This is a genomic window from Saccharothrix isguenensis (assembly GCF_052936305.1).
This window is the reverse complement of sequence record NZ_CP193626.1, coordinates 6742198-6762900: the sequence shown is the minus strand read 5'-3', so window position 1 is coordinate 6762900 and position 20703 is coordinate 6742198. Positions and strand designations below refer to the sequence as shown.

The window sequence follows — 20703 nt, the reverse complement described above, 5'->3', positions numbered from 1 at the left end:
ACGCGCGACCCTCGTCCGGCCCGTACGGGTTGGCGAGGGTTTTTTCGTGCCCGGACCGTGCATTCTCCTTACCCACGAGGCAGACAGATGACCAGCGCAACCTCGCGACCGGCTCCCGGCGAGCCGCCGTCGCCCCGCCCTGGACCGCGGCCGAAACCGGCCCCGCCGAGCGGCGCTCCCGTCCGCATGACCGGTGCCCAGTCCCTCGTCCGCTCGCTGGAGGCGGTGGGCTGCGAGGTGGTCTTCGGCATCCCCGGCGGCACGATCCTGCCTGCCTACGACCCGCTGCTCGACTCCACCAAGGTGCGCCACATCCTGGTCCGCCACGAGCAGGGCGCGGGCCACGCCGCGACCGGGTACGCCCAGGCGACCGGCAAGGTCGGCGTCTGCATGGCCACCTCCGGCCCCGGCGCGACGAACCTCGTCACACCGCTCGCGGACGCCAACATGGACTCCGTCCCGGTGGTCGCCATCACGGGCCAGCAGTCCCGGCCGCTGATCGGCACCGACGCGTTCCAGGAAGCCGACATCTGCGGCATCACCATGCCGATCACCAAGCACAACTTCCTCGTCACCGACGCCGCGGACGTCCCGCGCGCCATCGCCGAGGCCTTCCACCTCGCGTCCACCGGCCGCCCCGGCCCCGTCCTGGTGGACATCCCCAAGGACGTGCTCCAGGAGATGACCACGTTCTCCTGGCCGCCGGAGATGCGGCTGCCCGGCTACCGGCCGACGACCCGGCCGCACGGCAAGCAGGTGCGCGAGGCCGCGAAGCTGATCGCCGCGGCCCGTCGCCCCGTCCTCTACGTCGGCGGCGGCGTGATCAAGGCCGAGGCGTCGGCCGAGCTGCTGGCGCTGGCCGAGTCCACCAACATCCCGGTCGTCACCACGCTGATGGCGCGCGGCGCGTTCCCCGACTCGCACCCGCAGCACATGGGCATGCCCGGCATGCACGGCTCGGTCGGCGCGGTCGCCGCGATGCAGAAGTCGGACCTGCTGATCGCCCTCGGCGCGCGGTTCGACGACCGGGTCACCGGGCAGCTGGGCTCGTTCGCGCCGGACGCGCAGATCGTGCACGCCGACATCGACCCGGCGGAGATCTCCAAGAACCGCCGCGCGGACGTGCCGATCGTGGGCGACTGCAAGGAGATCATCGGCGAGCTGGTCGACGCGGTCCGGGCGGAGAAGGAGAACGCGTCCACCTCCGTCGACCTCGCGCCGTGGTGGGCGCAGCTGAACGCGCTGCGCGAGACGTTCCCGCTGGGCTACGACTGGCCCGAGGACGGCACGCTGTCGCCGCAGTACGCGATCGAGCGGATCGGCGTGCTGACCCCGGCGGACACCCTGTTCACCGCGGGCGTCGGCCAGCACCAGATGTGGGCGGCGCAGTTCGTCAAGTACGAGTCGCCGCGCACGTGGATCAACTCCGGCGGCCTCGGCACGATGGGCTACGCGGTGCCCGCCGCGATGGGCGCCAAGGCGGGCATGCCGGACGTCCAGGTGTGGGCGATCGACGGCGACGGCTGCTTCCAGATGACCAACCAGGAGTTGGCCACCTGCGCCATCGAGGGCATCCCGATCAAGGTCGCCGTGATCAACAACGGCAACCTGGGCATGGTCCGCCAGTGGCAGACCCTGTTCTACGGCGAGCGCTACTCCAGCACCGACCTGGGCACGCACAAGCACCGCATCCCCGACTTCAAGCTGCTCGCCGAGGCGTACGGCTGCGCAGGCCTGCGGGCCGAGTCGCGCGAAGAGGTCGACGCGGTCATCCACCAGGCCATGGAGATCAACGACCGGCCGGTCGTCATCGACTTCGTGGTCGGCAAGGACGCCCAGGTGTGGCCGATGGTCGCCGCGGGCACCGGCAACAGCGAGATCATGGCCGCGCGTGGCATCCGCCCGCTGTTCGACGAGGACGAGTGACGACGTGATGACTAGGCACACCCTGAGCGTTCTGGTCGAGGACAAGCCCGGTGTCCTCGCGCGGGTCGCCGGCCTGTTCTCCAGGCGCGGGTTCAACATCGAGTCGCTCGCCGTCGGCCGCACCGAGCACCCGGACATCTCCCGGATGACCATCGTCGTCTCGGTCGACGAGCTGCCGCTGGAGCAGGTCACCAAGCAGCTCAACAAGCTCATCAACGTCATCAAGATCGTGGAGCTGGAGCCCGCCGCGTCCGTTCAGCGGCAGCTCCTGCTCGTCAAGGTCCGCGCCGACGCCACGGTGCGCAGCCAGGTCCTGGAGACGGTGCAGCTGTTCCGCGCGAAGGTCGTCGACGTCTCCCCGGAGGCGGTCACGGTCGAGGCCACCGGCACGTCCGAGAAGCTCGACGCGCTGCTGCGGATGCTGGAGCCCTACGGGCTCCGCGAGATCGTCCAGTCCGGCATGGTCGCCATCGGCCGTGGCGCCCGCTCCATCACCGCGACCGCGGTGCGCTGATTTTCCGGTTCCGAGGAAGGAAGTACCACCAGTGAGCGTCGAGATCTTCTACGACGACGATGCCGACCTGAGCATCATCCAGGGGCGCAAGGTCGCGGTCATCGGCTACGGCAGCCAGGGCCACGCGCACGCGCTGAGCCTGCGCGACTCGGGCGTCGACGTCCGGATCGGCCTGCCCGAGGGCTCGAAGTCCCGGGCCAAGGCAGAGGAGGAGGGCCTGCCGGTCGGCACGCCCGCCGAGGTCTCAGCCGAGGCCGACCTGATCATGATCCTGGCGCCGGACACCGCGCAGCGGCACATCTACGCCAACGACATCGCGCCGAACCTCAAGGACGGCGACGCGGTCTTCTTCGGCCACGGCTTCAACATCCGCTACGGCCTGATCACCGTGCCGTCCAATGTGGACGTCGCGATGGTCGCGCCGAAGGGTCCGGGCCACCTCGTCCGCCGCCAGTTCGTGGACGGCAAGGGCGTGCCCGCGCTGATCGCGGTCGAGCAGGACGCCACCGGCAACGCGCAGGCGTTGGCGCTGTCGTACGCCAAGGGCATCGGCGGCACGCGCGCGGGCGTCATCAAGACCACGTTCAAGGAGGAGACCGAGACCGACCTGTTCGGTGAGCAGGCCGTCCTCTGCGGTGGCGCGTCCGCGCTGGTGCAGGCCGGTTTCGAGGTGCTGACCGAGGCCGGTTACGCGCCCGAGGTCGCCTACTTCGAGTGCCTGCACGAGCTGAAGCTGATCGTGGACCTGATGTACGAGGGCGGCATCGCCCGGATGCGGTACTCGATCTCCGACACCGCCGAGTTCGGCGACCTCACCCGCGGCCCGCGCGTCATCACGCCGGGGGTCAAGGAGGAGATGCGGAAGATCCTGACCGAGATCCAGGACGGCACCTTCGCCACCGAGTGGGTGAACGAGGACGACGCCGGCCGCGGCAACTACAAGAAGTTGCAGCAGGAGGGCGAGCAGCACCCGATCGAGGAGGTCGGCAAGAAGCTGCGCGACCTGATGTCCTGGGTCGACCGCCCCATCACCGAAACCGCCTGAGACCAGCAGTTCCGCGGTACGGAGCCCGCAGTGTCCCCGGACGCTGCGGGCTCCGGTATACCTAGGGGCCATGACCGACAGCGCGCCCATCTACGACGACAAGGCCCACGTCCGGGGCAACCTCGACCTCACCGGCGCCGAGTGGATCCGCAGCGACGAAGGCGCGGAGGAGGAAGAGGAGCACGTCGAGATCGCGTTCGTCGAGCACACCGATGGCGTGACGTACACGGCGATGCGCAACTCGGCCCACCCCGAGGGCCCGGTCCTCGTCTTCACGCCCGCCGAGTGGGAGGCCTTCATCCTCGGCGTCAAGGACGGCGAGTTCGACGAACCCTGGTGACGGGCCGGCAGTGTCACCGTGCCCCAACGGAGGGCTCGCGGCGAGAGCCCCGAAACCGCGCGAGTCGTCCAGTCGGGCACCGTGAACCGCGCAGTCGGGCACCGCGAGTCGTGCGTTCCCGACTACGGCGCCAACGGGTGGTGTCCCTGTAGGACGCACGTACCGCGTTCCAGCAGGTGAAACGGGGCACCCGGGTGTCCGTCGACGGCCGGGCGCTGACTATGCTCGTTAACAAACCGGACACATTGTCGTGGCCGGCCGGCGCGGGTGACGACCTGCTCGACGGCCCCGCGCTCCCCACCCGTTCACACCTCCGGGAGCGACGTCCGTGACCAAGCCCGTTGTCCTCATCGCCGAGAAGCTCGCACCGTCCGTTCTCGACGTCTTCGGTGATGGCATCGAGGTGCGCCACGTCGACGGCACCGACCGTCCCGCGCTGCTCGAAGCCGTCGCCGACGCCGACGCACTCCTGGTCCGCTCCGCCACCAAGGTCAACGCCGAGGTCTTCCAGGCGACCACCAAGCTGAAGGTCGTCGCCCGCGCGGGCGTCGGGCTGGACAACGTCGAGGTGCCCGCCGCCACCGAGCGCGGCGTGATGGTCGTCAACGCGCCCACCTCCAACATCGTCAGCGCCGCCGAGCACGCCGTCGCGCTGCTGCTCGCCACCGCCCGCCAGATCCCGGCCGCGCACGCCACCCTCCAGAACCACGAGTGGAAGCGCAGCAAGTTCAACGGCGTCGAGGTCCAGGGCAAGACGGTCGGCGTGGTGGGCCTGGGCAAGATCGGCCAGCTGTTCGCCGCCCGCATCGCCGCCTTCGGCACCGAGCTGATCGCCTACGACCCGTACGTCAGCGCCGCCCGCGCCGCGCAGCTCGGCATCGAGCTGGTGACGCTGGAGGAGCTGCTGGAGCGCGCGGACTTCATCTCCATCCACCTGCCGAAGACCCCGGAGACCAAGGGCCTGATCGGCGCCGAGCAGCTGGCCAAGGCCAAGCGCGGCGTGATCATCGTGAACGCGGCCCGCGGCGGTCTGGTCGACGAGGAAGCGCTGGCCGAGGCCGTCAAGGAGGGCCAGGTCGGCGGCGCGGGCATCGACGTGTTCTCCACCGAGCCCACCACCGAGAGCCCGCTGTTCGGCCTGCCGAACGTCGTGGTCACCCCGCACCTGGGCGCGTCCACCACCGAGGCGCAGGACCGGGCGGGCACGGACGTGGCCAAGTCGGTGCTGCTGGCGCTGGCCGGCGATTTCGTGCCGGACGCGGTGAACGTGCAGGGCGGCGGCGTGGTCGGCGAGGAGGTCCGCCCGTACCTGCCGCTGGTGCAGAAGCTGGGCACGGTGGTCGCGGCGCTGAGCGCGAAGGCCCCGACCTCGGTCACCATCGAGGTGCGCGGCGAGCTGTCCAGCGAGGACGTCGCGGTGCTGCCGCTGGCCGCGCTGCGCGGCGTGTTCTCCAGCGTGGTCGAGGAGCAGGTCACCTTCGTCAACGCCCCGGCGCTGGCCACCGCGCTCGGGGTGAGCGTCGACCTGGTGAAGGAGCCGGAGAGCGCCAACCACCGCAGCCTGGTCACGGTGCGCGCGGTGCAGGCGGACGGCGCGGTCATCACCGTGTCGGGCACGCTCACGGGTCTGGACCAGGTGGAGAAGCTGGTCGGCATCAACGACCGCAGCTTCGACCTGCGCGCCGAGGGCAACGTGCTGCTGCTGGAGTACCCGGACCGGCCGGGCGTGATGGGCACCGTCGGCACGCTGCTCGGCGAGGCCGGCGTGAACGTCGAGGCCGCCCAGATCAGCCAGACCAAGGACGGCGCGGACGCGTTCATGCTGCTGCGCGTCGACCGCCCGGTGGACACCGCTGTGCTCGACCCGATCGGCGCGTCCGTCGGCGCGCGCACGGTTCGCTCGGTCAACTTCGACTGACCGTCCGCCCGCTGGTGGTCCCCGAAACGGAGTAACGCCGCCGAGACCTGCTGATGTATATCGCCGCAGGTCTCGGCGGTGTCACAGTTGACGGTTAGTCGTCAAAACTGTGGGTGTCGTCACTCGTTCGGACGAACTGATCGACTCGATCGAGCAGTTAGGTTCCCTCCCACGAGGTTGACCCGGTGCCGTAGAGGGCACGGCACCACGCGGGCAGTTCCCCCGATTTCACGCGACGCTGCCTGCCCGGTCGAATCCGACCTCGGTTGGGGCACGTTGTGAGCCGATCTCGCGTTGTCGCCAGATCAGCCGTACCGGTGCTGGCGGCGCTACTCGTCGCCGGGTCCACCGCCGGTACCGCGCTGGCCGCCGATGATCCACTGGCGCCGTCCGTCGCCGCCGCGCGCGGACTGGACGCCGGCAAGTTGCAGTTGAAGGTGTCCGACCGGCTGACCGCCGCGAAGGGCCGCGTCACCGCGTTCGTGGAGCTGGAGGCCAAGCCGGCCGTCGACACGTTCGCCGAGCAGACCGGCAAGGGCGCGACCAAGCAGCAGGCCAAGGACGCCGCCAAGGCCACCAAGAACGACACCCGCCGGGTGACCGACGTGGTCGTCGACGCGCTCCGGGGCAAGGACTCGGCCACCAAGGAGCTGTACCGGACCGCGAACGGCGTGCCGGGCGTGGTCGTCCAGGCCGACGCGGCGAAGGTGCGCGAACTGGCCCAGCGCGCGGACGTGAAGTCCGTGCGGACCGTGGTGCCGAAGAAGCGCCAGAACTCCACCGCCGTGCAGCTGACGAACACGCTCAAGGCGTGGCAGGAGTACGGCAAGCTCGGTGACGACACCCGCATCGGCATCATCGACACGGGGATCGACTACACCCACAGCGACTTCGCGGGCCCCGGCACGATCGAGGCGTTCCAGGCGATCGACGAGACCAAGGTCGACGCCTCGTACTTCCCGACCGCCAAGGTGGTCGGCGGCTACGACTTCGTCGGCAACGCCTACGACGGCAGCAGCGACGACCCGGCGCTGAACACGCCGAAGCCGGACCCGAACCCGCTGGACTGCAACGGCCACGGCACGCACGTCGCCGGCACCGCCGCGGGCTTCGGTGTCAACGCCGACGGCACCACCTTCGAGGGCGACTACACCAAGCTCACCCCCGAGGCGCTGGACGGGATGCGCATCGGTCCGGGCACCGCGCCGAAGGCCCTGCTGTACGCGCTGAAGGTGTTCGGCTGCGACGGCTCGACCAACGTCACCGCGCAGGCCCTGGACTGGTCGCTCGACCCGGACGGCGACGGCGACTTCTCCGACCACCTCGACGTGGTCAACCTGTCGCTCGGCTCCGACTACGGCGCACCGGACGACCCGGACAGCCTGTTCGTGCGCAAGCTCAACGCCTCCGGCGTGCTCACCGTGTTCTCCGCGGGCAACGGCGGCGACCTCTACGACATCGGCGGCTCGCCGGGCAGCACCCCCGAGGCGCTGACCGTGGCCAGCACGCGCGACTCCTACGTGCTGCGCGACGCGGTCGAGGTGACCGCCCCGGCCGGTTCCGCGGGCAAGAAGGCCGGCCAGTACAGCGTGGCCTTCGACTACGAGGGCCTGGACGTCTCCGCGCCCGTCGTGGCGATGTCCGACGCCGCCAACAAGGACGGCTGCCTGGCGTTCAACCCCGCCGACAAGGCCGCCGTCGCGGGCAAGATGGTCTGGCTGGAGTGGGACGACAACGACGCCACGCGTCGCTGCGGCTCGGTCGGCCGGACCAACAACGCCACCGCCGCCGGCGCCGTCGGCGCGGTGTTCACCTCGCAGCTGGAGCACTTCAACGCGGGCATCTCCGGCAACGCGACGATCCCGGTGTTCCAGTTCACCGGCTCGGCCACCGCGGAGCTGCGCCCGGTGCTGGCCGCGGGCGGGCTGGTGGTCCGCCAGGCGGGCGACCTGCGCACCTCGCTGCCGACGTTCGACACGTCGATCACCGACACCCCCAGCTCGTTCACCTCGCGCGGCGTGCGCGGCCCGGTCGTGAAGCCGGACGTGGCCGCTCCCGGTGACTCCATCGCCTCGGCGCTGGTCGGCTCGGGCAACAAGACGCAGGTCAACTCGGGCACGTCGATGGCCGCGCCGCACATCTCCGGTGTCGCCGCGCTGGTGCGCCAGGTCCACCCGGACTGGACGCCCGAAGAGGTCAAGGCCGCGGTCATGAACAGCGCGGGCGCCGACGTCAAGGCGGACGGCAGGACCTACGCGCCCAACCGCGTCGGCGCGGGCCGCGTCAACGCCAAGGCCGCGGTGGAGAACCAGGTGCTCGCCTACGTGCAGGACGACCCGGGCGCCGTGTCCGCGTCGTTCGGCACGGTCGAGGTGGCGCAGCCGGTGTCGCGGACGAAGACCATCAAGGTGGTCAACAAGTCCACCAGCTGGGTCGACTACACCGTCGGCTACGAGGCGCTGACCCAGATCCCGGGTGTGCGCTACGACCTGTCGACGTCCACCGTGCGGCTCAGCCCGCGCGGCGTCGCCCGGATCACCGTCACGCTGAAGATCGACGACCCGGCCGCGCTGCGCAAGACGGCCGACCCGACGATCGAGGCCAACCACCTCGACACGCCGCGCCAGTACCTGGCCGACGCGTCGGGCCGGGTCGTGCTGACGCCGACCAGGGGCGCTTCGGTCCCGCTGCGGGTGCCGGTGTACTCGGCGCCGAAGCCGGTGGCCGACATCAACGCGCCCAACAGCGTCCGGATCACGGGCACCGGCCAGGGCGTGCTGAACCTGACCGGCCGGGGCGTCGACCAGGGCGCGTACAAGTCGCTGGTGAGCGTGCTGGAGCTCCAGGCGTCCTCGCCGCGGCTGCCGGAGTGCCGCCGCAACGTCACCGCCAACTGCGTGCTGAACGACACGGCCAAGGGTGGTGACCTGCGTCACGTCGGTGTCACGTCCACCGCGCCGCTGGCCAAGGCGCAGGGCAGGCCGGAGCAGTCGCTGCTCGCGTTCGGCCTGTCGACCTGGGGCAACTGGTACAACCTCGGCAACAACACCATCCCGTTCGTCGACATCGACACCGACGGCGACGGCGCGTTCGACTACGAGGTCTACGCGACCAAGCTGACCGACACCGACCTGCTGGTCGCGGTCACGGTGGACCTGAACACCGGTGCCGCGGTCGACATCCAGGGCGTCAACGGCCAGTTCGGCGACGTGGACACCAACGTGTTCGACACGAACGTCGTGGTGCTGCCGGTGCTGCTGTCCGCCCTGGGGATCGACCCGTCGGCGGACACGTCGCGGATCGGCTACCAGGTCGGCGTGGCCGGGTACTACGTCGCGCCGGGCTCGTCCAACGGCCTGGTCGACGCGATCCCGACCAGGCTGTCGTTCGACCCGCTCAAGCCGGGGCTGTGGGTGCAGGGCGGCGGCGACGCCGCGCTGTCCTACCAGTCCCGTCCGGGCACCGCGCTGGTGGTCAACCGCGACGCCGAGTCGCTGGCGCTGGACGGTGCGGACAGCCTGCTCGTCCTGAACCACCACAACGCCTCCGGTGACAAGGCGGACGTGGTGAAGGTCCGGGGCCGTTCGGCCCACCGCTCGGCGGAGTGACGTCGAGCCGCTCGACGGACTGACGTCGCGCGTCGCTCTGGCCGGTCGGGGGTTGCCCCGGCCGGCCAGAGCCGTTTACGCGCATCGGGTGACGACCGAACGGGGGCCTTGAACCGTTCGGGTGTCCCGCAGTCCGGGAGATATGGCCACGGAGGGGTGTTCCGAGTGCGGTTCCGGCGCTCCGGACCGGTAGCCTTTCGCATTGGAAACTAGTCCCGCGCAATGGGACTGATACCTGGGAGGTGTGTGGATGCGGCTCGCAGTGATCCCAGGAGACGGGATCGGGCCCGAGGTCGTCGCCGAGGCCCTGAAGGTGCTCGGTGAGGTCGTTCCCGCGGCCGAGATCACCCGCTACGACCTCGGGGCGGCGCGTTGGCACGCCACAGGTGAGTTGCTGCCGGAGTCGGTGCTCGGGGAACTCCGCCAGCACGACGCGATCCTGCTCGGCGCCGTGGGCGACCCGTCGGTGCCCAGCGGGATCCTGGAACGCGGTCTGTTGCTCCGGCTCCGGTTCGAGCTCGACCACCACGTGAACCTGCGCCCGGCCCGGCTCTACCCCGGCGTGCGCAGCCCGATCGCCGACCCGCCCGAGATCGACATGGTGGTGGTGCGCGAGGGCACGGAAGGCCTGTACGCCGGCAACGGCGGGCTCTTGCGGAAGGACACGCCGCACGAGATCGCGACCGAGGTGTCGATCAACACGTCGTTCGGCGTGGAGCGGGTGGTGCGCGACGCGTTCGGCCGTGCCGCCAACCGGCCGCGCAAGCACCTCACGCTCGTGCACAAGACCAACGTGCTCACGCACGCCGGGTCGTTGTGGTCGCGCGTGGTGGAGGAGGTGTCGTTGCAGCACCCCGACGTGACGGTGGCGTACCAGCACGTGGACGCGGCGACGATCCACCTGGTCACCGACCCCGGCCGGTACGACGTGATCGTGACGGACAACCTGTTCGGCGACATCCTGACCGACCTGGCGGCGGCGGTGACCGGTGGCATCGGTCTCGCGGCGTCCGGGAACCTCGACGTGACGCGGCGCAACCCGAGCATGTTCGAGCCGGTGCACGGCAGCGCGCCGGACATCGCGGGCCAGGGCATCGCCGACCCGACGGCGGCGGTCCTCTCCGTCGCCCTGATGCTCGACCACCTGGGCGAGTCGGAGTCGGCCAGGAGGATCGAAGCGTCGGTGGCCTTTGATCTGGCGACTCGTGACCACTCGTCGCCCGGCGCCACCTACGCGGTGGGCGACCGCCTCGCCGCGCTCGTCTCGTCCAACGTCCGAACCGCCTGACCCCGCGAGTCCTGCGTTCGGAACGCGCGAGTCCTGCGTTCGGAACAACCGGGTTCAAGCTCGGAACACGTGATCAGGGCCACCACGGCAGCCGCCGCGGTGGCCCTGACGCGTAAGGTCGTCCGGTACCGCCCGTGGGGGAAGTCCGGTCGAATTCCGGCGCTGACCCGCAACGGTAGGCCGAGCACCACGCTCGGCGAGCCCGATCACCCGTGGGCGGTGGGAAGAAGCTCCATTCCTGCCGTGGTCCGCGGGACGGGTGCGCCGGCCTGCCACGAGCGGCGCCGGCCGACCGGTCGAGGCCACCTGGCCGAAAGGCGACCGGTGACCTCCACCAGCAGTCGTTCCCCGGCTGCACCGGCTCCACCACGCCGCCCGTCCACCACGGGCCTGTGCCTCGCGCTCACCGCCGTCCTCGCCGGCTCGGTCGTCTGCGGTGTCGCACTGGGGCCGGTGGGCATCCCGTTCGCCGACGTCCTCCGCTTCCTGCGAGCCGCCCTCACCGGCGCGACGATCGACGCCGCCGAAGCCGGCCCCTACCGGATTGTCTGGGACATCCGGCTCCCGCGCGTCCTCCTCGCCGCCGTCGTCGGCGCGGGACTGTCGGTCGTCGGCGTCGCGATCCAGGCCATGGTCCGCAACGCCCTCGCCGACCCGTACGTCCTCGGCATCTCCTCCGGCGCGAGCGTCGGCGCCACCGCGGTGGCGACCACGGGCCTGTTCGCGTCCCTCGGCATCTACGCCCTCTCCACGGCCGCGTTCCTCGCCGCGCTCGCCGCGATGGCGATCGTCTACCTGGTCGCCGGCCGTAACCTCACCCCGCTGCGCCTCGTCCTCACCGGCACCGCCATGGCCTACGGCTTCTCCGCCATCGCCATGCTCCTGGTCTTCCAGTCACCACGCGGTGAGGCCGCGCGGGCCGCGATGTTCTGGCTCCTGGGCAGCCTCGGCGGCGTCACGTGGGCATCGCTGCCGATCGCCGCGACGGTCGTCGGCGCGGGAGTCGTGCACCTGCGAACCCGCGCCAAGCACCTCAACGCGCTCTCCATGGGCGACGAGACCGCCACCACCCTCGGCATCGACGTCTCCCGCACCCGCCAGGAGCTCTTCCTCGTCACCGCCGCCATGACCGGCGTCCTGGTCGCGGTCAGCGGCGCGGTCGGGTTCGTCGGCCTCATGCTCCCGCACCTGGTTCGCCTCGTCGTGGGCGCGGACCACCGGAAGGTGCTCGCCGTGGCGCCGTTGGCCGGCGCGTGCTTCCTCATCTGGGTGGACGTCGCCGCACGCCTGCTCGCCGCACCCGAAGAACTGCCTCTCGGCGTCATCACGGCCGCGCTGGGCGTGCCGTGCTTCATCCTGCTGATGCGCCGCCGCGGCTACGTGTTCGGCGGTCGCTGATGGACGTCCGACTCGACCACGTCACCGTCGACCGCATCCTCCACGGCGTCGACCTGCACGCCGGGTCGGGCGAGGTGCACGGCATCGTCGGCCCCAACGGCAGCGGCAAGTCCACCACCCTCCGCTGCGTCTACCGGGCGCTGAAACCGTCCGGGGGAGTGATCCGGCTGGACGGCAGGGACATCACCGCCACCAAGGTCCGTGACACCGCCAGGGACCTCGCCGCGCTCACCCAGGACAGCCACGTCGAGTTCGACTTCACGGTCGCCGAAGTGGTCGCGATGGGCCGCCTCCCGCACCGCGCCACCGAGCGCGAGGACGAGCGGGTCCAAGCCGACGCACTGTCCCGGGTGGACGCCGCGCACCTCGCCGACCGCAGCTTCCTCACCCTCTCCGGCGGCGAGCGCCAGCGCGTCCTCATCGCCCGTGCCCTCGCGCAGCAGCCGAAGGTCCTCGTCCTGGACGAACCCACCAACCACCTCGACATCAGCCACCAGCTGGCCGTCCTCGACCTGGTCCGGGGCCTCGGCGTCACCGTCCTCGCCGTCCTGCACGACCTCAACCTCGCCGCCGCCTACTGCGACCGCCTGCACGTCCTGGACCACGGCCGGGTGGTGCGCAGCGGCAAGCCGGCGGAAGTGCTCACCCCCGAAGTCCTCCAAGAGGTCTTCCACGTCCGCGCCCACGTGGTGCGCCACCCCACCAGCGGCGTGCCGCAACTGCTGTTCGAACACAGGGAGACCCACCCGTGAAGAGGCTCGTCGCGTTCACCCTGGTCCTGCTCACGACCGGCTGCGGTGCGCGGATCGCCCACACCGAGCCGACGGCCACCGCCACCGTCACGAACTGCGGGCAGGAGGTCGCCTACCAGAGGCCGTCCCGTGTGGTCACCAACGACACCGGCATCACCGAGCTGATGTTCGCGCTCGGCCTGGGCGATCGGATGGCGGGCTACGTCATCGCCGGCGGCCAGGCGCGCGACGTCGCGTCGTCACCGTGGAAGGCGGACTTCGAGCGCGTGCCGCGACTGGGCGAGCAGATCACCAAGGAGCTCGTCCAGGGCGCGGGGGCCGACCTGGTGTTCGCCGGCTGGAACTACGGCTTCTCGGAGAGCACCGGCTTCACCCCGGACGCGCTCGAAGACCTGGGCATCGCCACCTACCAGCTCACCGAGGCGTGCCGGAACGGCGTGGGCAGGCAGCGCGGCATCATGCCCCCGCTGGAAGCCCTCTACACGGACCTCCGGAACCTCGGCCGCATCTTCGGCGTGGAGGCCAGGGCCGACGAACTGATCGCGGGCTACCGGAAGCAGGTCGCGGACGCGGCGGAGCTGGTCAAGGAGCACCGCCCGAAGGTGTTCCTCTACGACAGCGGCCTCGACCAGCCGTTCACCTCCGGCCGCAACGGCGCGCCGCAGGACATCATCGACAAGGCCGGCGGCGAGAACATCTTCGGCGACCTGGACGACAGCTGGACCACGGTCGGCTGGGAAGCCGTCGTCGCCCGCGACCCGGACGTGGTCCTGATCAACGACTACGCGGACGGCCAGGCGACCACACCGGACGAGAAGCGGGCGTTCCTGGAGTCGTACCAGCCGCTCGCGGACGTCACCGCGATCAGGGACAAGCGGTTCTTCGTGCTGCCGTACGCCGCGCTGGTGGAGAGCCCTCGCAACCCCGCCGCCATCGAGGCGTTCGCCAGGTTCCTGGCCGACAACGGCGGTAGCGGCGGCTAGCCGCACCCAGGATGTGGGACAACCCGTCCGTGGCTTGGTATCGCCGGGCGGGTTGTGGCACCATCGGCGACGTGGCTCTCCACACCGTGATCATTATCGCTGAGCGCGTCGGCTAGTGCTTCCCCGAAGCAACCGACGCGCTGACCTCTCGCATCCTGCGGGGGGTCTTTTTGTTTTCCGAGATCTCTAGGAGCCCCTTCGTGACCCCCCTCGGCGATTCATTCCACCTCTTCGACACGACCCTGCGGGACGGCGCCCAGCGCGAGGGCATCTCGTACTCGGTCAACGACAAGTTGGCCGTGTCCCGGCTGCTCGACTCGCTGGGCGTGGGGTTCATCGAGGGTGGCTGGCCGGGCGCCATGCCGAAGGACACCGAGTTCTTCGCCCGCGCCGCGGCGGGGGAGCTCACGCTCAAGCACGCACAGCTCGTCGCGTTCGGCTCGACCCGCAAGGCGGGCGTCAAAGTGCACGAAGACGCCCAGGTCAGGGCACTGCTGGAGGCCCGGACGCCGGTCGTGACGCTGGTCGCGAAGTCGGACCGCAGGCACATCGAACGCGCCCTGCGCACCGACGTCGCGGAGAACTGCGCGATGGTCCGCGACACGGTCCGCCACCTGGTGCACGAGGGCCGCCGGGTCTTCCTCGACGCCGAGCACTTCTTCGACGGCTTCGCCTTCGACCCGGACACGTCGCTGCGCGTGCTGGAGTCCGCTGTGGAGGGTGGCGCGGACGTCGTCGTGCTGTGCGACACCAACGGCGGCCAGCTGCCCCTGGGCCTGGCCGAGACCGTCGCCGACGTGATCGCCCGCACGGGCTTCCGCGTCGGCATCCACTGCCAGGACGACACGTCCTGCGCGGTGGCCAACACCATCGCCGCGGTGCAGGCGGGGGCGACCCACGTCCAGTGCACCGCGAACGGCTACGGCGAGCGGGCGGGCAACGCCGACCTGTTCGCCGTCGTCGGGAACCTCGTGACCAAGCTCGGCCTGCAGGTGCTACCGCACGAATCGCTGGCCGAGCTGACCCGGGTCTCCCATGCGTTGGCCGAGATCGCGAACATCGCCCCCGAGACCCACCAGGCCTACGTCGGGTCGTCGGCCTTCGCCCACAAGGCGGGGCTGCACGCGAGCGCGATCAAGGTGGATCCGGAGCTGTACAACCACATCGATCCGGACACCGTCGGCAACGACATGCGGGTGCTGGTCACCGAGATGGCGGGTCGGGCCAGTCTCGAGCTCAAGGGACGTGAGTTCGGGATCGACCTGACCCGCCGGCCGGAAGCGCTCACCAACGTGGTGCGCAAGGTGAAGGAACTGGAGTCGGGCGGCTGGTCCTTCGAAGCCGCCGACGCCTCCCTCGAACTGCTCATCAAGAACGAGCTGTCCGAGCTGGACACGCCACCGTTCGTGCTGGAGTCGTACCGCGTCGTGCTCGACCACCACCAGGACGGCGCGATCGTGTCCGAGGCCACGGTGAAGGTGCACGTCGCCGGTGAGCGGGTCATCGCCACCGCCGAGGGCAACGGGCCGGTGCACGCGCTGGACGCCGCGTTGCGGAAGGCGTTGCTGCCCCACCTGTCCTGGCTGGACGCGGTGCAGCTGAACGACTACAAGGTCCGCATCCTGACGGATCAGCACGGCACCGACGCCGTCACCCGCGTGCTGGTGGAGTCCACCGACGGCGAGCGCGAGTGGACCACCGTGGGCGTGCACGGGAACATCGTCGAGGCCAGCTGGCTCGCCCTGTGCGACGCGCTGGTGCACAAGGCGGCCCGGGTCAGCCCGTCACGAGCGTGAACCCCTCCGCGGACAGGATCCGGTTGACCGGGTAGAAGAAGGACGCGCCGCCGGTGGTGCAGTTCCCGCTGCCGCCGAGCACGTGGCCCTGCGCCTGGGTGCCGGTGAAGACGGGCGCCCACTCGCGGTCACCCGGTTCCGCGCACAGGTTCGTCCGGGTCAGCCCGTGGACGGCGCCGGTGGGGTAGGAGACGGTGACGTTCTTGGCCACCACGGTGCCGCACCACAAGCCGGTGGTCTGGCTCACCGCGCACACCTGCCCGCCGACCGGCGTCTCGAACGAGCCGGTGATGGAGCGGGTGTTGCCGACGACGGTGGGCCGCTGGACCCAGGCGTAGGGGTTGGTGATCCGGACGACGGCGTAGGCGGGCCGGACCGCGATGACGGGACCGATGTCGACGCCGCCGGGACCGCGCACGGTCGTGCCGACGGAGCCGCACGACGGCGAGACGACCAGGTGGCCGCGCACGTTGAAGCCGTTCGTGCAGCGCATGCCGGTGGACGTGGTGAGCATCGTGCCGGCTTCCAGCGGGGTCGCCGCCGAAGCGGGGGTCGCCGTGGCGACCAGCAGGGTGAGGACGATCAGCAGGGTTCGCATCCCTTCGACGCTAGGGACGAACGGTGCGGTTTCAAGCCGCCGGTTAGGGTGATCTCCGTGCGCATTGCCCGTATCGCCCAGCCCGACGGCCTCGCCTTCGCCGCGATCGAAGGCGAAGGCGACGACCTCACCGCGGTCGAGATCGCCGAGGACCCCTTCGCCAACCCCACGTTCACCGGTCGCCGCTGGCCGCTGGCCGACGTGCGCCTGCTGGCGCCGTTCCTGCCGCCCAAGATCGTGGCCATCGGCCGCAACTACGCCGAGCACGCCGCCGAGCTGGGCAACGAGGTGCCGGACAACCCGTTGATGTTCCTCAAGCCCAACACCACGGTGATCGGGCCCAACGTCGACATCAAGCTGCCGGCGGTGTCCGAGCGGGTCGACTTCGAGGGCGAACTCGCGGTGGTGATCGGCATGGGCGGTCGGGACATCCCCGCCTCCCGCGCCCGCCAGTCGATCCTCGGCTACACGATCGCCAACGACGTCACCGCGCGCGACCTCCAGAAGGCCGACGGGCAGTGGACGCGGGCCAAGGGCTTCGACACGTTCTGCCCGCTGGGGCCGTGGGTGGAGACCGAGTTCGACCCGTCCGACGTGGTCATCCGCACCGAGGTGGACGGCGAGGTCAAGCAGGACTCGCGGACCTCGCTGCTGCTGCACGACATCCCGGAGCTGATCGAGTACATCTCCGCGGTGATGACCCTGCGCCCGCTGGACGTGATCCTCACCGGCACGCCCGCCGGCGTCGGTCCGCTGGCTCCGGGGCAGACCGTGTCGGTGACCGTCGAAGGCCTGGGCACGCTGGCCAACCCCGTCTCGAAGCGCTGAGGCCTCAGCCGCGCTCGATGCGTTCGGGCGCGCGCCGGGCGAACGTCGGCGCGTGCTCGGGCCGCAGCCCGATCGCCACCAGGTAGCCCGGCACGACCTGCAGCCGCGGGAACCGCCGGATCAGCCTGACCGGCAGCGGCACCTTCCCCCGCGCGATGGTCGACGTGCCCGCCAGCGCGGGCTTCAGGAACGAGTCCTGGATGCGCCGCTGGAACGCCTGCGTCGCCGCGGTCGGGAACCACCGCCTGCGCCGCACCTTCGCCAGCACCTTCGGCGACAGCTCACCCCGCCGCAGCGGAGCGGCCACGATCCGCGCGGCGGCCACCGCGTCCTGCACCGCCAGGTTGATGCCCACACCGCCGATCGGCGACATGGCGTGCGCGGCGTCGCCGATGCACAGCACGCCGTCGCCGTGCCAGCGCCGCAACCGGTCGAGCTTCACGTCCAGCAGCTTCACGTCGTCCAGCGACTCGACCGTCTCCATCCGCTCCTCCAGCCACGGGATGAGCGCGGCCACCCGCTTGCGGAACGCCGCGACGCCCTCGGCCCGCAGCATCCGGTCGGTGCCCTTGCGGATCAGGAACGCGGTCTGGAAGTAGTCGCCGCGGTTGATCAGCACCAGTCCGTTGCCCTGGCTGAACCGGCCCATGCCGCCGCTCGTCTCGTCCGCGTCGCGCGGCAGCCGGAACCACCACACGTCCATCGGCGCGCCGAACGCGCGCACCGGGAGCCCGGCCTGCTCGCGCACCAGCGAGTGCCGCCCGTCGGCCGCGATCACGAGGTCGGCCGCCAGCTCGTCGGTCCCGCCCCCCGCCGTGCGGTAGCGGACACCCGTCACCTTGCCCCTCTCCATGACCAGGCCGGTGACCTCGGTGTTCATCCGCAACGTGAAAGTCCGTTCACGCTTGCCCGCGTCGGCCAGCAGGTCCAGGAAGTCCCACTGCGGCACGAGCGCGATGTGCTTGTGCGGCCCCGGCAGCCGGGACAGGTCCGCCATCGTCTGCGGGCCGTCGTCCAGCAGGACCTGGACCTTCTCCACGCGCTGCTGCGGCACCTCGGCGAACGACGGCCCGAGCCCCAGCTCGTCCAGCAGCGTCAGCGTGGACGCGTGCACCGTGTCACCGCGGAAGTCGCGCAGGAAGTCGCCGTGCTTCTCCAGCACCGTCACCTCGACACCGGCCCTGGCCAGCAGCAACCCGGCCACCATGCCGGCCGGTCCGCCGCCGACGACCACGACCCCGGTTCGTTCCACGATCAACCCCTCCTCTTTTCAACACCGGTTGAATAACTTCAGGATGCTCCTCGGAACCGGCGCGGTCAAGCCGGATAGGCTGATCGGGTCATGAGCGCATCAGCTGCAAGATCAGAGGTCCGCGTCCGGTTCTGCCCGTCGCCGACCGGCACGCCCCACGTGGGGCTCATCCGCACCGCCCTCTTCAACTGGGCCTACGCCCGCCACACCGGTGGCGCCGTGGTGTTCCGGATCGAGGACACCGACGCGGCCCGCGACTCCGAGGAGTCGTACCTCTCACTGCTGGAAGCCATGCGGTGGCTCGGCCTGGACTGGGACGAGGGCCCCGAGGTCGGCGGACCGCACGCGCCGTACCGGCAGAGCCGGCGCCGCGACCTCTACGAGGACATCGCGAAGCGCCTGTTCGAGGCGGGCGAGCTGTACGAGTCGTACTCCAACGCCGAGGAGATCGAGGCCCGCCGCAAGGCCGCCGGCCAGGACCCGAAGCTCGGCTACGACGGCCACGACCGCGGTCTGACCGACGAGCAGAAGGCCGCGTTCCGCGCCGCCGGCCGCGAACCCGTGCTTCGGCTGAAGATGCCCGACGAGGACATCACGTGGGTCGACCTGGTGCGCGGCGAGATCACGTTCAAGGCGGGCAGCACCCCCGACCCGGTGATGGTGCGCGCCAACGGCGACCCGCTGTACCCGTTCGTGAACCCGGTGGACGACGCCCTGATGGGCATCACGCACGTGCTGCGCGGTGAGGACCTGCTCCCGTCCACGCCCCGCCAGATCGCGCTGTACCAGGCGTTGACGCGAATCGGTGTCACGTCGTTCACGCCCGAGTTCGGGCACCTGCCCTACGTGATGGGCGAGGGCAACAAGAAGCTGTCCAAGCGCGACCCGCAGTCCAACCTGTTCCTGTACCGGGACCGCGGGTTCGTGCCCGAAGGCCTGCTGAACTACCTCGCGCTGCTAGGCTGGTCCATCGCGGACGACCGCGACATCTTCTCGGTCGACGAGCTGGTCGCGGCGTTCGACCTGGCGAAGGTGAGCGCCAACCCGGCCCGCTTCGACCTGAAGAAGGCCGAGGCGATCAACGCCACGCACCTGCGCGCGCTGCCCGTCGAGGACTTCGTCAGCCGAGTGCTGCCGTACCTGGTCGAGGACGGGGTGCTGCCGCCCGAGCCGACCGAGGAGCAGGTGGCCCTGCTCTCCGGCGTCGCACCGCTCGTCCAGGAACGGCTCGTCGTGCTGTCCGAGGCGTCCGGGATGGTCCGGTTCCTGTTCGTCCCGGACGAGGACTTCACGCCGGAGCCCGACTCGGCGGCCAAGGCGCTCGGCGCGGACGCCAAGCCGGTGCTGGAGGCGAGCATCAGCGCGCTGGAAGCCCTTCCGGAGTGGACGGCCGCCGCGATCGAGGAAGCCCTGAAGGTGTCCCTTGTGGACGGGTTGGGCCTCAAACCGCGCAAGGCGTACGCCCCGGTGCGGGTTGCCGTGACGGGCCGTACCGTCTCGCCTCCGCTGTACGAATCGATGGAACTGGTCGGTCGAAGTCGCTCGATCGGGCGCTTGCGCCGCGCTCTCGGGGCAATCTGACTGGTTCGTTCGGGTGCTCAAGCGGTCCTTGACCGTGCAAGAACCGTCAGATATCACCTCTCTGGTCGAGTCGGACGAGGGGTGACCGCACCTAGCCTCACGGGGTGACAACCGCAGCCCCGACTTACACACCTCGGAGAACCGGCGAGATCCGGGCCGTGTGCCTCGACGTCGACGACACCCTTGTCGACTACAGCACATCGTCCCGGGCCGCCCTGGCCGCGATGGTCGGCAACGCCGACGCCTGGCCGCTGTGGCAGCGCATCACCGACGAGCACTGCGAGCGACTCCTCGCGGGCGAACTCGAGTACGAGACGATGCGCAACATCCGCACGCGCGCGTTCTTCGCGGCCCTGGGTGAGGAGCTGGACCAGGAGGAGGCGACCCGCCGGGAACTGCACCGGCAGGACGTCCTGGCGTCCGGTTGGCGGCTGTTCCCCGACGTCGTCCCGTGCCTGGAGTGGCTTCGGGCCACCGGTCTGCCCATGGCCGCGGTGAGCAACGCCTCAGGGCGGCACCAGCGGGTGAAGATCGCCACCCTGGGGCTCGCCCAGTACTTCGACACGGTGCTCATCGCGGGCGAAGTGGGCGCCGCCAAACCGGACCGGGTGATCTTCGACACCGCGTGCGCCGACCTCGGCGTGGAGTTGAGCGACACGGTGCACGTCGGCGACCGCCTGCACGCCGACGCGATCGGCGCGCGCGACGCGGGGATGAAGGGCGTGTGGCTGAACCGCCAGGGCCCGCGCGAGGGCGCGCTGCCCACGGGCATCTCCGCCATCACCAGCCTCGCTGAGCTGCCCGAACTGCTGGTCTGCGAGCTGTCGGCCGCCTCGGCGTGACCCCGATTTCCGTTCCGCCGGGCCCGTGGTCTAG

At 70.6% G+C, this 20703-nt stretch carries 16 protein-coding genes; 14 read left to right on the top strand and 2 right to left on the bottom strand.

The features are described from left to right. Nucleotides 1–87: 87 nt before the first annotated feature. The 11 genes from ACRAKI_RS30325 to cimA all read left to right on the top strand — a co-directional run bounded on the left by ACRAKI_RS30325 (nt 88) and on the right by cimA (nt 15568). Nucleotides 88–1926 (top strand): acetolactate synthase large subunit, encoded by a 1839-nt coding sequence (locus tag ACRAKI_RS30325; protein WP_447003900.1) that lies wholly within the window; start codon nt 88–90, stop codon nt 1924–1926. A 7-nt stretch (nt 1927–1933) separates the two neighbouring features. Then, nucleotides 1934–2440, top strand: a complete 507-nt coding sequence (ilvN, locus tag ACRAKI_RS30320) for an acetolactate synthase small subunit (protein WP_053723072.1) — start codon at nt 1934–1936, stop codon at nt 2438–2440. Nucleotides 2441–2471: 31 nt separating this feature from the next. After that, nucleotides 2472–3485: a ketol-acid reductoisomerase gene (gene ilvC, locus ACRAKI_RS30315; RefSeq protein WP_447003899.1), complete on the top strand. Its 1014-nt coding sequence runs from the start codon at nt 2472–2474 to the stop codon at nt 3483–3485. 70 nt (nt 3486–3555) lie between these two features. Next, nucleotides 3556–3825 carry a DUF397 domain-containing protein gene (locus tag ACRAKI_RS30310; protein WP_158843276.1) on the top strand — a complete coding sequence of 90 codons (270 nt, stop codon included), beginning with the start codon at nt 3556–3558 and terminating at the stop codon, nt 3823–3825. 328 nt (nt 3826–4153) lie between these two features. After that, nucleotides 4154–5743 (top strand): phosphoglycerate dehydrogenase, encoded by a 1590-nt coding sequence (serA, locus tag ACRAKI_RS30305; protein WP_447003898.1) that lies wholly within the window; start codon nt 4154–4156, stop codon nt 5741–5743. A gap of 278 nt (nt 5744–6021) precedes the next feature. Continuing rightward, nucleotides 6022–9351: a S8 family serine peptidase gene (locus ACRAKI_RS30300; protein ID WP_447003897.1), complete on the top strand. Its 3330-nt coding sequence runs from the start codon at nt 6022–6024 to the stop codon at nt 9349–9351. Between the two features lie 250 nt (nt 9352–9601). Further along, nucleotides 9602–10639 carry a 3-isopropylmalate dehydrogenase gene (locus ACRAKI_RS30295; RefSeq protein WP_447003896.1) on the top strand — a complete coding sequence of 346 codons (1038 nt, stop codon included), beginning with the start codon at nt 9602–9604 and terminating at the stop codon, nt 10637–10639. A gap of 324 nt (nt 10640–10963) precedes the next feature. Then, entirely contained in the window at nt 10964–12037 is a 1074-nt protein-coding gene (locus ACRAKI_RS30290; RefSeq protein ID WP_447003895.1) for a FecCD family ABC transporter permease, read from the top strand. Then, nucleotides 12037–12789 (top strand): heme ABC transporter ATP-binding protein, encoded by a 753-nt coding sequence (locus ACRAKI_RS30285; protein WP_447003894.1) that lies wholly within the window; start codon nt 12037–12039, stop codon nt 12787–12789. The genes ACRAKI_RS30290 and ACRAKI_RS30285 overlap by 1 nt, the downstream gene beginning before the upstream one ends. Beyond that, nucleotides 12786–13772, top strand: coding sequence for an ABC transporter substrate-binding protein (locus tag ACRAKI_RS30280; protein ID WP_447003893.1), 987 nt, complete (start codon nt 12786–12788; stop codon nt 13770–13772). The genes ACRAKI_RS30285 and ACRAKI_RS30280 overlap by 4 nt, the downstream gene beginning before the upstream one ends. Nucleotides 13773–13972: 200 nt before the next feature. Next, nucleotides 13973–15568: a citramalate synthase gene (cimA, locus tag ACRAKI_RS30275; RefSeq protein ID WP_447003892.1), complete on the top strand. Its 1596-nt coding sequence runs from the start codon at nt 13973–13975 to the stop codon at nt 15566–15568. On the opposite strand, the gene ACRAKI_RS30270 is transcribed toward cimA, so the two are convergent. Then, nucleotides 15549–16166 (bottom strand): S1 family peptidase, encoded by a 618-nt coding sequence (locus ACRAKI_RS30270; RefSeq protein ID WP_447003891.1) that lies wholly within the window; start codon nt 16164–16166, stop codon nt 15549–15551. The two genes, cimA and ACRAKI_RS30270, sit on opposite strands and share 20 nt — an antisense overlap. Nucleotides 16167–16223: 57 nt before the next feature. On the opposite strand from ACRAKI_RS30270, the gene ACRAKI_RS30265 reads away from it, so the two are divergent. Then, nucleotides 16224–16994 (top strand): fumarylacetoacetate hydrolase family protein, encoded by a 771-nt coding sequence (locus tag ACRAKI_RS30265; RefSeq protein WP_447003890.1) that lies wholly within the window; start codon nt 16224–16226, stop codon nt 16992–16994. A gap of 4 nt (nt 16995–16998) precedes the next feature. On the opposite strand, the gene ACRAKI_RS30260 is transcribed toward ACRAKI_RS30265, so the two are convergent. Further along, nucleotides 16999–18249, bottom strand: coding sequence for an FAD-dependent oxidoreductase (locus tag ACRAKI_RS30260; protein ID WP_447008561.1), 1251 nt, complete (start codon nt 18247–18249; stop codon nt 16999–17001). Nucleotides 18250–18336: 87 nt separating this feature from the next. Here ACRAKI_RS30260 and gltX point away from each other — a divergent pair, with 87 nt between their 5' ends. After that, a complete protein-coding gene (gltX, locus tag ACRAKI_RS30255; protein WP_447003889.1) occupies nt 18337–19827 on the top strand; it encodes a glutamate--tRNA ligase in 1491 nt (496 codons plus the stop codon). 104 nt (nt 19828–19931) lie between these two features. Further along, nucleotides 19932–20669: an HAD family hydrolase gene (locus tag ACRAKI_RS30250; protein WP_447003888.1), complete on the top strand. Its 738-nt coding sequence runs from the start codon at nt 19932–19934 to the stop codon at nt 20667–20669. Nucleotides 20670–20703: the final 34 nt, after the last annotated feature.